The organism is Nannocystis sp. RBIL2, assembly GCF_026626745.1.
In the GTDB taxonomy this organism is placed as follows: domain Bacteria; phylum Myxococcota_A; class Polyangia; order Nannocystales; family Nannocystaceae; genus Nannocystis.
In genome coordinates this window covers 3,622,945-3,636,985 of the sequence record NZ_JAPNJW010000002.1, presented here as the reverse complement: position 1 = coordinate 3,636,985, position 14,041 = coordinate 3,622,945, and the positions used below count along the sequence as shown (strand labels likewise).

General features: G+C 71.3%; 14 protein-coding genes. 9 read left to right on the top strand and 5 right to left on the bottom strand.

Annotated features, from left to right (window positions below; translation table 11 throughout):
• Positions 1–62 precede the first annotated feature (62 nt).
• A complete protein-coding gene (locus OV090_RS39555; RefSeq protein WP_267710026.1) occupies positions 63–2,177 on the top strand; it encodes a BatA domain-containing protein in 2,115 nt (704 codons plus the stop codon).
• Between the two features lie 176 nt (positions 2,178–2,353).
• Here the strand turns inward: OV090_RS39555 and OV090_RS39550 are convergent, their stop codons facing one another.
• Positions 2,354–2,758 carry an SRPBCC family protein gene (locus OV090_RS39550; protein ID WP_267710025.1) on the bottom strand — a complete coding sequence of 135 codons (405 nt, stop codon included), beginning with the start codon at positions 2,756–2,758 and terminating at the stop codon, positions 2,354–2,356.
• Positions 2,759–3,025: 267 nt separating this feature from the next.
• Positions 3,026–3,328: an antibiotic biosynthesis monooxygenase family protein gene (locus OV090_RS39545; RefSeq protein ID WP_267710024.1), complete on the bottom strand. Its 303-nt coding sequence runs from the start codon at positions 3,326–3,328 to the stop codon at positions 3,026–3,028.
• A gap of 85 nt (positions 3,329–3,413) precedes the next feature.
• Here OV090_RS39545 and OV090_RS39540 point away from each other — a divergent pair, with 85 nt between their 5' ends.
• The gene (locus tag OV090_RS39540) at positions 3,414–3,746 is read left to right on the top strand and encodes a helix-turn-helix domain-containing protein (protein WP_267710023.1); all 333 of its coding nucleotides are present in this window, start codon (positions 3,414–3,416) and stop codon (positions 3,744–3,746) included.
• Positions 3,747–3,771: 25 nt separating this feature from the next.
• Here the strand turns inward: OV090_RS39540 and OV090_RS39535 are convergent, their stop codons facing one another.
• Positions 3,772–4,365, bottom strand: coding sequence for a sigma-70 family RNA polymerase sigma factor (locus OV090_RS39535; protein WP_267710022.1), 594 nt, complete (start codon positions 4,363–4,365; stop codon positions 3,772–3,774).
• A gap of 537 nt (positions 4,366–4,902) precedes the next feature.
• On the opposite strand from OV090_RS39535, the gene OV090_RS39530 reads away from it, so the two are divergent.
• The 4 genes from OV090_RS39530 to OV090_RS39515 all read left to right on the top strand — a co-directional run bounded on the left by OV090_RS39530 (position 4,903) and on the right by OV090_RS39515 (position 9,276).
• Positions 4,903–5,349 (top strand): hypothetical protein, encoded by a 447-nt coding sequence (locus OV090_RS39530; protein WP_267710021.1) that lies wholly within the window; start codon positions 4,903–4,905, stop codon positions 5,347–5,349.
• Positions 5,350–5,429: 80 nt separating this feature from the next.
• Complete coding sequence (locus OV090_RS39525) at positions 5,430–5,681, top strand: hypothetical protein (RefSeq protein ID WP_267710020.1); 252 nt, start codon at positions 5,430–5,432, stop codon at positions 5,679–5,681.
• Positions 5,682–5,873: 192 nt separating this feature from the next.
• The gene (locus OV090_RS39520) at positions 5,874–8,234 is read left to right on the top strand and encodes a GH92 family glycosyl hydrolase (protein ID WP_267710019.1); all 2,361 of its coding nucleotides are present in this window, start codon (positions 5,874–5,876) and stop codon (positions 8,232–8,234) included.
• A gap of 196 nt (positions 8,235–8,430) precedes the next feature.
• Positions 8,431–9,276 carry a hypothetical protein gene (locus OV090_RS39515; protein WP_267710018.1) on the top strand — a complete coding sequence of 282 codons (846 nt, stop codon included), beginning with the start codon at positions 8,431–8,433 and terminating at the stop codon, positions 9,274–9,276.
• Positions 9,277–9,355: 79 nt separating this feature from the next.
• Here the strand turns inward: OV090_RS39515 and OV090_RS39510 are convergent, their stop codons facing one another.
• Positions 9,356–10,219 carry a phosphatidate cytidylyltransferase gene (locus tag OV090_RS39510; RefSeq protein ID WP_267710017.1) on the bottom strand — a complete coding sequence of 288 codons (864 nt, stop codon included), beginning with the start codon at positions 10,217–10,219 and terminating at the stop codon, positions 9,356–9,358.
• Position 10,220: 1 nt separating this feature from the next.
• Positions 10,221–11,030, bottom strand: coding sequence for a polyprenyl diphosphate synthase (gene uppS, locus OV090_RS39505; protein ID WP_267710016.1), 810 nt, complete (start codon positions 11,028–11,030; stop codon positions 10,221–10,223).
• Between the two features lie 410 nt (positions 11,031–11,440).
• Here uppS and OV090_RS39500 point away from each other — a divergent pair, with 410 nt between their 5' ends.
• The 3 genes from OV090_RS39500 (at position 11,441) to OV090_RS39490 (ending at position 14,021) form a co-directional block, all read left to right on the top strand.
• Positions 11,441–11,860, top strand: a complete 420-nt coding sequence (locus OV090_RS39500; protein WP_267710015.1) for a YbjN domain-containing protein — start codon at positions 11,441–11,443, stop codon at positions 11,858–11,860.
• Between the two features lies 1 nt (position 11,861).
• On the top strand, positions 11,862–12,683 hold the full coding sequence (locus OV090_RS39495; RefSeq protein WP_267710014.1) for a PspA/IM30 family protein: 822 nt from the start codon (positions 11,862–11,864) through the stop codon (positions 12,681–12,683).
• A gap of 687 nt (positions 12,684–13,370) precedes the next feature.
• The gene (locus OV090_RS39490; protein WP_267710013.1) at positions 13,371–14,021 is read left to right on the top strand and encodes a hypothetical protein; all 651 of its coding nucleotides are present in this window, start codon (positions 13,371–13,373) and stop codon (positions 14,019–14,021) included.
• Positions 14,022–14,041 lie beyond the last annotated feature (20 nt).

Below are 14,041 nucleotides of genomic sequence, written 5' to 3'. Positions count from 1 at the left end.
TCCGCACCTGTCCTCGGGGACATGCGCGAGGCGCGGCCGGGGCGCTCGACGGAGGGCTGCACGTGAGCCTGCTGGCGCCGCTCCTGCTGCTCGGCCTGCTCGGCCTGGCCGCGCCGCTCGTCGCGCACCTGCGCGGGCGCGAGGAGCCGCGCAAGATCGCCTTCGCAGCGCTTCGCTTCGTCCGCCCGGGCGACGAGGTCGTGACCATGCGCCGGCACCTGCGCGACCGCCTGCTGCTCGGGCTGCGCCTGGCCGCGCTGGCCCTCCTCGCGCTGGCGCTGGCGCGCCCGGTCAGCTCGGGGCGGGCGCGCGTGGCGGTCCTGGGCGAGCCGCACGACGCGATCCTGCTCGTGGATGGCTCTTTGAGCATGTCCTTGAGGACAGACGGTGTGCGGGCCCTCGACGGGGCCGCCGACGCCGCCGCCGCGGTGGTCGACGCCTTGCCGCCGGGCAGCCGGGTCGGGCTCGTCACCAGCGATCCGTCCGGACCGCGGCTCGAGCTGTCGGCCGACCTCGGGCGCGTGCGCGAGGCGATCGGCGAGTGGCTGGCCGGCGGCGCGCCACGGGCCGGGGCGTGGCCGCTCGACAGCGGGCTGCCGGTCGCGGCGGCGCTGCTGCGCGGCGACGGGGGCCGGCGGCGGGCGGTCTACGCGATCGGCGACCCGACCGCGCGCGGCCTCGGCAGCCTGCCCGAGACTGCGGGACCCGACGTCCCGATCCTGCCGGTGCCGGCGCTCGGCAGCCTCGACGCGTTGCCGCCTGTCCCCGAGCACCTGTCCCTCGATTCAGTCGGCTGGGAGCCGGCGCGCGACCTCGATCCGCGGGCGGTGCGGGTGTGGGGCGTGGTCCGCCGGCACTCGCCCGGGCCCGCCGAGCCCGACAACCTGCGCCGCGTGGCCGTGGCCATGCAGCTCGGCGGCGAGGAGGTCGCGCGCGCCGACGTGATGGTCGCGCGCGGCGGGGAGGCGCGGGTCGAGTTCACGCACACGCTGATCGGCGACGGGCCGAGTCCGGCCGCGCTGGCGCTGGTCGAGCTCACCGACGATCCGCTGCCGGGCGACGAGGTGCGGCACTTCTGGCTGGCCGGCGAGGACGAGCTCGACATCGTGCTCGTCAACGGCGACCCGAGCGAGATGCGGGCCCACGACGAGGTGTTCTTCCTCGCCACCGCGCTGGCCGCCGCGCCCGGCCGGCGCCTGCGGGTCCACGGGCTGGCGCCCGACCAGCTCGAGGCCCGTCTGCGCGAGCCGAGGCCGCTCGCCGGGGTCGACGTGGTGGTGCTCGCCAACGTCCGCGCCCCCGCGCCCGACGCGGCGGCGGCGCTGACCCGGCGAGTGGAGGAAGGCCTCGGTCTGTTCGTGACCGTCGGCGAGCGCGTCGAGGCGGCCGCCTACAACGACCGCCTGGGCGAGCTGCTGCCGCTGCGCCTGCGCGAGGCCCAGGTCGTCGGCACCGCGCCGGGCCGCACCGAGAACCGCACCGAGGGGCTCGCGCCGGCCAACCTGGCCCACCCGGCCCTGCGCGGCCTCGGCGACGACCTCGGCCTGCTCGGCGCCCGTACCCGCCGGCTGTTCCTGCTCGAGCCCGACGCCGCCCGCGCGGTCGACGTCGCCCTCAGCTTCACCAGCGGGGCCCCGGCGCTGCTCACCCGCCCCCACGGGCGCGGCCGCGTCGCGCTGCTGACCACCTCGGTCGACCGCGACTGGTCCGACCTGCCCCTTCGGCCAGGTTTCGTCCCGCTCGTCGAGCGCCTGGTCGCCTACCTCGACGCCAGCCAGCAGGGCGCCGCCGGCGCGGTGCTGCGGGTCGGCGAGCCGCGAGTGCTGCCCGGCGACCGCCCCGCGACGGTGATCACGCCCGGCGGGGAGCGCCTGGCCGCGGTGCCCGACGGCCACGGCGAAGCTATTTTTAAAGACACGTGGGTGCCAGGCCACTACACGGTCGAGCGCGGCGACGACGAGCCGCCGCTGCGCTTCGCAGTGCAGGTAGACCCGGCCGAGAGCGACACGACGCTGCAGGCGGTCGCGGGGCCGCAGATCGAAGGCGACGAGGTCGTGGCCGCCGCCCGCTACCCACGCTGGCGCCCGCTGGTGCTGCTGGTCGCGCTGCTGCTGCTGATCGAGTCGGTCCTGCGCTGGCGCCTGACGACCCGCCGCGAGCAGACGCGGCCCCGCTGAGTTTTTAAAAGGGATTGTTTGTCATGGCATGCCTCGGAGGCATGTCTTGAAGGACATGCCCGATGGGGCATGTCCTTTAGAACCTCCATGGTGAAATGATGCGCGCGGCAGGGTCGTCGTGGCCGAGGTGTGCCTGGCCGAAGTTTGCGCCAACGTGGCTGCCGTCGGGGCCGGGGTCACTCTCGCCGCGAGGCGCCGAGGGTATGGCGGATCGCTGCCACGCCGGTGTCGATCATGCCGGCGAACCCCGGCGCGGCCGAGTCCGGGGCGACGTCGGTGATCCACACGATCCGGCTGCCGCCCCGGTCGCCGGGGAACACCTGGAACGAGGCGTGATGGCGGACCTCAGGGTTGTCGACCACGGCGTAGGCCAGGCGCCGGCGGACGTCGTCGCGGGCGATCAGGCGCTCACGCACGACGAAGCCGCCGGCGAAGGTGACGGTGCGATGGTCGCCCTCCAGCGTGGTGTCGACCACGAAGCCGCGGGCCAGCCGCTCCTGGATCGCGCCCACGTCGCACAGCGCGGCCCAGCTGGCGTCGACGTCGGCGTCGACGAAGATCTCTCGATGAATTGTCGCCATGGCTCATTGCCTCCACGGGCAGGCTGGCACGCCGGTGGCGCGAGGTACTTGGAGGATCTTGCGGCGGCGCCGATCGCAAGCCGCCGACCCGTCGCGCTCGGCGATGACGCCAGCAGCTCCATGCCGCGAGGATGGCCCGAGCTCGGGGCAAGGAGCAGGAGGTGGAGCGAGACCCGTATGTTCTGAAAGACATGCCCATTCGGACATCTTCTTTATTTTAAGAAAACGTCCGAAAGGTCATGTCGAGGATGGGCGGTGATTCACTCGTCAGCGGCGCCAGACCAGCGCGGTCGGGGCGTAGTGGCGCATCTCTTCGATCTGCGCGACGTACGGGCGGATCGCCTGGAAGAACGGGCCGAACTCGGGGCCTCGGCGGAAGCCCTGCAGGTGTGCCTCGGTCGACAGCCACTCGATGCGCAGGACGTAGTGTTCGGGCGCCTCCTCGCAGCGCGTCAGCTCGTAGGCCAGGCACTGCGGGGAGTCGCGCAGCGAGGCGCAGGCGCGGTCGTAGGCGGCCTCGAAGGCGGCGGGGTCGGTGGGCACGCGGTAGCGGATGTACTCGACGATCATGCGCCGCGAGGATCGGGCCGGCGGCGTCGCAGTTCAACGCACCAGATGGTGCGTGCGCGCGCCGCGACGGGCATGATGCGAGGGCGTGACCGACTTGACGCGAACCTTCGGCTGCCCGGTCGAGTTGACCCTCGAGGTGCTGGGCGGCAAGTGGAAGACGGTGCTGCTGGCGCGCCTCAAGCAGGGCCCGCTGCGCTACGGCGATCTGCGGCGCCAGGTCCCGGGGCTGAGCGACAAGATGCTGACGCAGCGGCTTCACGAGCTCGAGCAGATCGGGCTGGTCCGGCGCGCGGCCCTGGGCGGCCACGAGCACTACGCGCTGACGGACCGCGGCGAGTCGCTGAGCGCCGTGCTGCAGTCGCTCTACGACTGGGGCTCCGCGTTCGCGGCGGAGGCCGCAGTCAAGCTCGCGCCGTAGGAGCCGAGGGCGCATTGCGGGGAGGTCAGGTCGGCGTCTTGGCGTCGCCGCACGAACCGGCGCAGGTGCAGTCGAGGCAGCCGTGCTCGGCGCAGGTGCCACACGAGCGCATCACCTGCTTGCGCAGCGCTTCGCGGGCCCGGAACACTCGCACGGCCGCGTTGCCGGCCGTGATCCCGGCCTCTGCGGCGTAGTCCTTGACGGCCAGGCCGTCGAGCTCGATGCGCCGCAGCGCCTCGGCGTACTCCGGCTTGAGGTTGTCGGCCAGCTCGCCAACGCAGCGGCACACCGCCCCGCGAGTCTCGCTGTCGGGCTCGGCCGCGGCGCCCAGCTCGGCCGCCAGAGCGTCCAGGCGGCGGGAGGCGGCCGCGTCGCGGCGCTGGTGGTCGATGACCGCGTTGCGCAGCACCCGGTAAAACCACGCGACCGCCGACTCCTCGTCGCGCAGGCCGTCGAGCTTGCCGAGGCCGCGCACGAACGCCTCCTGGAGGATGTCCTCCGCGAGCGCGCGGCTGCCGACCCGCGCCTGCAAAAACGCCAGGAACCGGCGGTGGTTGGCGACCAGCCGCGCGGCGGCGGCGGGCGTCTCCGGAGCGAGATCGCGGTCGGGCTCGGTCATGCCGTTCGTGGCTCGAGTATGACACGCGGGCAGCTCCGTCGGACTGTCCTTCGGGACAGGTGATCTGCGCTGCCGGCGACTCGTCCGCGGATCGCAGGGCGTGAGGTCTCGACATGGGGCGAGCTATGGGCCAGATCGCGGGCGGGCCCCATTATTCGGCGGTATCGAGTCAGACACGCGTGGCGCCGACGTCCTGTTCTTCAGGACGGGTCATCCCGCAGATCAGCCACTGTGTGCGGACCGCCGGGCGTGCGACCGTCTCCCAAACGAGAGCGTGGTCGGGCTCGGTCATGCCGGGGGTCATCGAGCCAGACACGCGTGGCGGCCTTCTTGTCTGTCCTTCGGGACATGTCTTCCCTCGGAGTGGCGACCTGTGTGCGAGCCGGGCGCGCGTGGGCTCAGCGGGCGGCGGGTGAGCGGCTGCGGAGCGAGCTCGATCATGCTGGCGGGGAGCTCCCTTCGGAGTGTCCTTGGGGACAGGTAGACTTGTGTTCCGCGACTTGTGCGCAGCCCGCCCGGCGTGCCATCCTGGGCTGCATGGTCAGCGCGGAGTGGTTGCGGGGCGCGAGCTTTCACGAGGTGTGGGCGGGCGTGATCGATCCGTGGCTGCTCGCCAGTCAGCGGGAGGACGCCTTCGCCGCGTTGAACCCGGCGCAGCGCGACCTCATTCGGGCCTGGTTGCTGCACGGTGTCGCCTGTCGTAGCGGGCTCGGCTCGTTGGTCGCCGAGGAGCCGCCGTGGATCGCCGGGGGCATGCGCGAGTCCTTGGTGCGACTCGGGTTCGGGCGGCTGGCGGAGCTGTGGGAGGAAGCCACGCGCGGCATGGACCTCGCCGCGTGGCACCGGGAGATCCCCGCCGAGGTGTGCTTCACCTCGGCGCGGGCGATCGCCGCGTTGCAAGAGGCGCTGGTCGCCGGGGACTTCGCCGAGCTGCCGGAGCTGCTCGTCGCGCGGATGCGGGCCGAGCCCGGCGCGTACGCGTGAGTCGCCCGGGTCGGGCGCGCCCGGTCGAGCTTGCCTGCATCGACGGCCGCGACCATGTTTGAGGCACTTCGGAGGACCCCATGCAGCAGACTGAACCGACCGGACGTTGCGACTTCATCGACATGCTCGAGGAGTCGGCCCACTTCAAGCGGCCCGTGCAGGTCGAGCTGCGCAGCGGCGAGAGCTTCCAGGCCCAGGTGCTCGACGTCGTCACCGAGTCGGGCGAGGACTACGTGTTGTTCCCCGACCGCGAGCGCGTCCCGGTGACGCAGATCGTCGGCTGCAGGTCGACCTTCGATCACGACCCGCACAGCTACGACGAGAAGCTGTGACGCCTGCGCGAGCGGGCGGGGGAGGGCTGGCACCCCCGGAGCTCGCGCGTCGGCGACGACGGTCCCGGGCTTCCCCGATCGCGGTGGCCTGACGCCCGGCCCGTCCGCGGGTCCGGCGTCCGGGCGGGCATGCCCACATAACTCATTCTTCGCGGCCGGCGCTGCGCCCGCGGCCGGGAGTAGGATGCGATCATGATCCCGCGTCTGCGCCTGCTCCCTGCCGCGCTCTTGCTCGCTGCCTGCACCGACCCGCCGGCGGAGGCGACCGACAGCGACGCCGGCAGCGGCTCGACGACGACGACCGGCGGCACCACCGAGCCGACGACCGGCGGGACCAGCGAGGGGACCAGCATGTCCCCGACGACAGGTCCCGAAGAACCTGAACTTCCGGGCATGTTCGCGCCGGCGCCGCTGGTGCAGCACGTCAACCCGTTCATCGGCACCGGTGGGTCCGGTTATGGCGTGGGCAGCTCGTACCCGGGGCCGCAGGTGCCGTTCGGCCTGGCGCGGCCGGGGCCCGACACCACGCTCGCCGGCGGCTTCGCGCTGCCGTTCTCGCACTGCGCCGGCTACCATTACGACGACACCGAGGTCCAGGGCTTCTCGCAGACGCGCATGCACGGCACCGGCATCGTCGACTACGGCGCGGTGCGAGTGATGCCGACGCTGGGCATGAGCCCCGACAAGACCGAGCCGGCCGGCTATCGAGTCGCGCTCGACAAGGCGAGCGAGACGGCCCGCCCCGGCTACTACGCGGTCACGCTGGGGAACGGGGTGCAGGCCGAGCTGACGGCCACTGCTCGGGTCGGCCTGCAGCGCTTCACCTTCCCCGAAGGACAGGAACCAGTGGTCATCCTCGACCTCGCGCACGGCCTGCCCGACGTCGACACGGTCAGCGGTCAGGTCGAGGTCGACGCCGAAGCGGCGGAGGTCCGCGGCCACCACCACGTGTCGGGCGGTTACTCCGAGCGCTTCGGCGGGGTCAAGGTCTACTACGCCCTGCGGGCCTCGCGGCCGTTCGCCGAGTTCGGCAGCTGGAACGACGGCGCGCCGACGGCCGGCGCCGGCGCGCAGGAGGGCGAGGCGGTCGGCGCCTACCTGCGCTTCGATCCGGGCGAGCCGGTCGTCATCGCCATCGGTCTGTCGTTCGTCGACGCCGAGCACGCGGCGATGAACCTCGACGCCGAGGCGCCTGCGCTCGACTTCGTGGCCGCGCAGACGGCGGCCGAGGCCGCGTGGGAGCAGGACCTCGCGCGCGTGCAGGTGCGAGGCGAGAGCGCTCGCGACTTCGAGCTGTTCTACACGGCGCTCTACCACGTGCTGCTGATGCCGACCCTGGCGAGCGACGTCGACGGCAGCTACCGGGGGCTCGACGACGCGGTCCACACCACCGACGGGCCGTACTACACCGACTTCTCGCTGTGGGACACGTTCCGCACGCTGCACCCGCTGCTCACGCTGCTGTATCCGGAGTACCAGGGCGACATGCTGCGCTCGCTGACGCGGATGGCCGAGGACGGCGGGTGGATGCCGCGCTGGCCGCTCGGCCACGGCTACACCAACGGCATGGACGGCGAGAGCGCCACGGTCGTGTACGCCGACAGCATCGTCAAGGGCTTCGACCCCGACGAGGTCGGGCTGGCCTCCGCCTACGCGGCGATGCGCGAGACTGCGATGGCCCCGGTGCCGCCGGGCTCGCCGTACGGCGGGCGCATGGCGGTCGACAAGTACATCGAGCTCGGCTACGTCCCGGTCGAGGCCGGCTTCAGCTCGTCGTCGTGGACGCTCGAGTCGGCCTACAACGACTTCGCCCTGGCGAAGATCGCCGAGGTGCTCGGCGAGGACGACGACGCGGCGATGTTCGCCGAGCGGGCCGGCTACTGGAAGAACGTGTGGGACCCGGCGCAGCAATTTTTGGTCGCGCGCTCCGAGAATGGGGACTTCGTCCCGGTCCCCGATCCGTTCTCCTGGCAAGACTTCTACGCCGAGGGCAACGCGCTGCAGTACACCTGGTACGCCCCGCACGACATCGAGGGCCTGGCCGAGGCGATGGGCGGCCGCGACGCCGCGCTCGCGCGGCTGCAGCAGTTCTTCGAGGACTCCGAGAAAGAGGTCATCAGCCTCATGCCGCAGGAGTACTACTGGCAGGGCAACGAGCCCGACATCCACGCGCCGTTCGTGTTCAGCGCGCTCGACGATCACGCTCGCAGCGCGCGCTGGTCGCGATGGGTGCTGCGCAACCGCTACGGCGCCACCCCGTCGGGTCTGCCCGGCAACGACGACGGCGGGACGATGAGCGCCTGGCTCGCGTTCGCGGCGATCGGCGTGTTCCCGATCGCCGGCACCGACGTGTACCTGCTCGGCAGCCCGATCTTCAGCGAGACGATCCTGCACCTCGCCGGCGGCGACCTGCGGATCGTCGCGCCGGTGACGTCCGACGAGGCCGTTCACAGCGCCGCAGCGAGCTGGCAAGGCGAGCCGCTCGCGCGGCCGCGACTGCTGCACGGCGACATCGCGCAGGGCGGAACGCTGCAGATCGATCTCGGACCCTGACATCACGGTCATGTCGCGCCGCGCCCTCACGCGCGCGAGCTCGCGTGACGCGGGCCTGCGCGCGGCTCGAACGAAGAATCACCGCTGACACGCGCGCCCGTGGCCGCCTGCGACGTCGCTGTCAGAGGCTGCGCGCACATCGACGACGCGGGGTCCACCCGGTGCGCGCCGCGCCGGCGCGTGCTACCTCCCCGGCATGCGTTCTTACAGCTTCCCCTGCCTCAGCCTCGTCGCCGTGCTCGCGCTCGCGTGCGACTCGAAGCCCAACGACTCCGACACCGCCAACATCGACAGCAGCACCAGCACCGACGGCACCTCCGACGGCACCGACGGTGTGAGCTCGACCGGCGGGACCAGCGGAGGCGACCCCGCGACCACCACCGCGGGCTCGGCCACCAACCCGACCACGAACTCGACCAACTCCTCGAGCGCGAGCGACACCGATCCGGGCACCAGCACGGGCACCAGCGGCTACGACCCGACCGGCATGACCGCGACCGCGACCTCGAGCGAGGTCACCTCGGCCTCCGACGTCACCACCGACGGCCCGCCGCCGCCCGAGCCGACCCCGTGCGAGGGCGAGGCGATCGAGATCGACGCCGCCGCGCTGGCCTACACCGACGCGCAGGTGCCCCCCGACCCCGATCCGACCGGCGAGTCGTCCGGCACCAGCGGCGGCGAGCCGTCCGACCCGAACACCCTGCACGTGCGCCTGTCGAACCAGGTGGCCACCTGCGCCGACCCGAACGCCGGCATCGAGTGCGGCAACAACTGGCAGGTGTCGATCCGGATCCCGACGGCCTACCAGACGCCCGGCCTCTACCACCTGCTCGGGCCCGACGTCACCGGCACCGCGATGGAGGCCGGCCAGGAGGACGAGCCCGACGTGTGCCCGTTCGGCGGCGGCAGCTTCAGCGCCACCTTCGAGCTGATCGCGATCGACGACAAGGAGGTCGTCGGCCGCCTGTGCCACGTCGACTTCCCGTTCTTCGACACCAACCCGAACCTCGAGGGCAAGTTCACCGCCCCGCGCTGCCAGTAATGCGAAGGGCCATGTCCGTGCGGACATGGCCCTCGGTGCAGGTGCCGAAGGGCATGCCCGAACGGGCATGCCCTTTGGTTCATGTGGGCATGCCGTGGGCGAACACCACGTTGGCGGCGAAGTAGTAGACGACCGGGCCGACGAACAGCAGGGCGTCGACGCGGTCGAGCATGCCGCCGTGGCCGGGCAGCAGGTTGCCGGAGTCCTTGACGCCGTGGCTGCGCTTCAGCATCGACTCGAACAGGTCGCCGACCTGGCCCGCGAGCGAGCCGAGGATGCCGAGGACGACCGCGTGGCCGACCGCGAGCTCGGGCAGCAGGAACGCCGAGCCGAAGCCGACCGTGGCCACGTTGGCGCCGACCAGGCCGCCGAGCGAGCCCTCCCAGGTCTTGCCGGGGCTGACCGCCGGGTAGAGCTTGTGCTTGCCCCACAGGCGGCCGAACGCGTACGCGCCGGTGTCGGACAGGAACGCGATCGCCAGGGTCACGAACAGCCAGCCGGGGCCGAAGTGGTGCTTGATCTGCGGCCACAGAGAGGCGAGCAGCGGCACGTAGAGCAGCGCCGCCAGGCACACCGACATGTGCCGGCCGGCCTGCTCGAGCGCGTGCTTGCGCGACAAGAGCACCAGCGCGACGGCGATCACCGAGAACATCAGCAGCGGCGGCAGCACCCGGCCGGCGCCGAACACCATCGGCAGCGCGACCACGGCCGCGCCGATGACAGCCATGAAGGCGCGCAGGCCGTACTCGTGCCCCGAGGTGGCGGCCGGGCCCGACAGCGAGCGCTGCGGCAGGGCCATGCGCAGGTACTCGTCGAGCGCGAAACCGCCGAACAGCACCGCCAAGGCGAGGATGCTCCACGGCGTGCGGTCGACGAACAGGGCGATCACCAGGATCGGGACGAGGACGATCGCCGTCCACAAGCGCTTGATCAGATCGGCCACGTCAGCCCTTGCCTCGTTGCGCGGGGAAGATCCCGACGGCCGGCGGCTCGTCGAGCGCGTCGGCGTCGGACTCGCCGGGGAGCTGCCCGAAGCGGCGCTCGCGGCGATTGAAGTCGTCGAGGGCCTCCATCAGGTGCTCGCGCGCGAAGTCGGGCCACAGCACCTCGGTGAAGAACAGCTCGGCGTAGGCGACCTCCCACAGGAAGAAGTTGGAGATCCGGTGCTCGCCGCTGGTGCGGATCAGGAGGTCGAGCGGCGGCAGGTGACGGCTCGAGTCGAGGTACGAGGAGAACGTCTTGGGGTCGATCTCGTCGGGCCGCAGGCTGCCGGCCTGGACCGCGCGGGCGATGCGCCGCGCCGCCTCGGTGATCATCTCGCGCCCGCCGTAGCTCAGCGCGAGGCACAGCGTCATCCGCTCGTTGTTCGCCGAGGCGGAGATGAGCTCGCGCATCGGGTCGCGGACGTAGCTCGGCAGGCGCTCGGTGTCGCCGACGGTGATGAGCCGAATATTGTTGTCGAGGATCTCGGCCCGCTCCTCGAGCAGGTAGCGGTTGAGCAGCTGCATGAGGTGGAAGACCTCCTGCGGCGGCCGGTCCCAGTTCTGGCTCGAGAAGGCGAACAGCGTCAGCGCCTCGACGCCGAGCTCGCGCGCGGCGCGGACGACCCGGCGGACGGCGTCGGCGCCGTGCTCGTGGCCGACCTCGCGCGGCAGGCCCTTCTGCTGCGCCCAGCGGCCGTTGCCGTCCATGATGATGCCGACGTGCCGCGGCAGCCGGCGGCCCTCGCCCGCGCCCGCTCCGCGCGCGCTCATCGGCCGGGCCCTCGGCGGCAGCAGGGAGCGAAAGAGCGAGGCCGATGAGGACGCCGAGCAGGGTATGTCATGAGTAGGAGGCGCTCCGTGGGGCCCGGCCCGGGTGTTTCAGGCCCCCGCGACCGTAAAACTGGCGCGGCCCCGACAGGGGTTTCGTCGCTTGTGCGGGCCCCCCCGGATACCACGGCCCCGCGCGCCTGCAAAGGTGGCAAAGGGGGGCAAAGCGGCCAAAGCGGCGCGCCTGACGGAGTTTGGGTTGCCGCCCCCACGGACCGTCGCGTATAGTGGCTGACCTCGGGCGTGCTGCCGGGCTCAGGCGCCGCAGACGTGCCACAGACTTGTCTCACTGGCCCGTGCGACCGCTTTGGCCGCTGCCGCCGCCCCCGGCACCCGCGCCCGACGAACCCTCCATGAGTCACGCAGAAACGCTGGAATCGTACATGCTCCGGATGGAGCTGCCCCACGAGAAGGTCTCCGACGACACATGGGTGGTCGGACCGGAGAGTCACTCGGGCATCCGCATCGTGGTCCGCATCGACGAGCCGATCGTGCTCTACTCGTCGCCGATCTTCGCGGTCACCGAGCGGACGCCGGACCACCTGGGCCTGTTCCGCCGCTTGCTCGAGTTCAACGACACGACGCTGCATTGCGCCTACGCCCTCGACGGCGACCAGATCCTGCTGACGGGCGCGCACCAGCTCGTCGACCTCGATTTCAGCGAGTTCCAGGCCATGGTCGAGGACATGGCCATGGCGCTCGACGGTCACTTGGAACAGCTCACCCCGTGGCGCCCGGCGCCGACCCACAGCGACATCCAGGAGGGCAACTGAGATGGGACTTTTTTCACGCCTCGGCACCCTCATCCGCTCCAACATCAACGAGCTCATCAACCGGGCCGAAGACCCGGAGAAGATGCTCAATCAGGTGTTGGTCGACATGAAGCAGCAGCTCATCGAGGCCAAGAAGCAGGTGGCCATCGCCATCGCCGATGAGAAGCGCATCAAGAAGCAGTGGGAGCAGGAGGCCGCCAAGGCGGCCGAGTGGGAGAAGAAGGCGATGCTGGCCCTCAAGGCCGGCGACGAGAACCTCGCCCGCGCCGCGCTGCAGCGCAAGGGCGACCACGACGAGGTCGCGTCCCAGCTCAAGGACCAGTGGGAGGCCCAGAAGAACTCGGTCGAGCAGCTCAAGGTCGCCCTCCGCGGCCTCGACGCCAAGATCGAGGAGGCCAAGCGCAAGCGCAACCTGCTGGTCTCGCGCCAGAAGCGGGCCGAGGCCCAGCGCACCATCAACGAGACGCTGTCGAGCATCAACTCGACGTCGGCCTTCGACACCTTCGGCCGCATGTCCGAGCGCGTCACCCAGCTCGAGGCCGAGGCCGAGGCGACGTCGGAGATCGGCGGCGTGCTCGAGGAAGGCAGCCTCGAGTCGCAGTTCAAGGCCCTCGAGGCCGGCAACGTCGACGACCAACTCGAGGCCCTCAAGCGCAAGATGGCCCTCACCGCCGGCAAGTCCGAAGACCCGCGCCAGCTCGGCTCGGGCCGCGCCGACGCCAAGTCGGCCGCGCCCCCCGCCGAGGAGCTCAGCTCCGACGACCTCAAGGCCGCCGAGATCGACGCCCAGCTCGAAGAGCTGAAGAAGAAGCTCAGCGGCTAGACGCCGCGGGCTTCGACAGCCGCCGGCCGGAGCGCGACACCCGTCGCCTCCGGCCGCGTCGCGAGCGGCGGATGATCAGGATGCACGGTCGTCAGTGGCCGCCGAAGCGGGGCGCACGGAACCGGGTCTTCGAGCGGCGGTGATCACAGTGCACGGTCGTGACGACGTGCGCCGAGCTCGCTCCGCCCGTCGCTTGCGACGCGGAGGGGACGAGCTCCGCGCTCGCTGCTAGCAGTCGGTCAAAGCGCGATCGATCGCTCGAGAATGACTTTTTAAACATGTTCAATCAGCAATGGCTTGAAAGACATGCGCTTGCGGTCATGTTTTAAGATGGCTCGACGGATGTGCCGCCGAGGCAACGGGCTGTGTCGGTGACGGGCAGAGCGGGGGAGAGGGTCGGCTCTTACTCCGGTCGGTTTCGTGAACCGCAGTGCGGAACGTTTTCGCCGTCGAGTTCTCGTGCGCAGGTGATCGGCGCCGACGGCTTTGAAGCTCTGATGCACGTGCTGTGATCGACTCGCGCGACCCTCGCGGCGGAACGCTGTCTTCCGCCGCATCGCTCGCGTCGGCATGTCGGTGATCGATCGTCGCTCGACGCGAACCGCGATGGAACGCGTTGCAGCGCATGCTTTCCTGACCCGGAGACAGGATCGCGGGCCTGGGCGCGAGCGAGTTACGATCCGGGACATGGTGAGCGTCGTGTCCGTGCTGTTGTGGGGGGCAGCGGTGCAACCAGTCGCTGGCGCGCGGGCGGAGGAGGTCGCGGCTGCTCCGGAGACTGCGCGGGTCGAGGAGGTTGCGCCGGGTCCTGGGACCGGGAGCGCGGAGGAGGCTGCGGCGGTGGTGGACCCGTTCACGCCGGTCGACACGGAGGTGCCCGAGCCGGCCGGCATGGGGAAGCAGCTCCGCGAGTATCGCAAGCTCGAGGCCATCACCGGGCTCGATCTGAGCGGCGCGTGGGAGTCCTACGAGGATGATGTCCGGGAAGGCGAGACGGAGACGTTCCTCGCGTTCGCCCGGCGCCGGTTCAAGCTTCGTCGGGCGCTCGGGATCGGTGTCACGTGCTGGGGGGTCGTGGCGCTGGGTTTCAGCTCGTACTTATGGGTCGAGACCGCTCGCGCCGAGGTATTCCGGGGTCAGGGCATCCTCGGCTTCGCGGCGGCCGCGACCACGGCGGGCGGCATCGGGGCGTTGGTCACCGGCCTGATCTTGTGGAGCCGCTGGGCCGCGCCGCTGCGCGACCTGCGAGACGCCGGCCTGGCCACGCGCGGCCGGCCGATCGTCGGTCCGCTCGTGCTCCCGCGTGGGGGTGGGCTCGGGCTGCGGCTGGCCTTTTGAGAAATGGCTGTCTCAGGGGA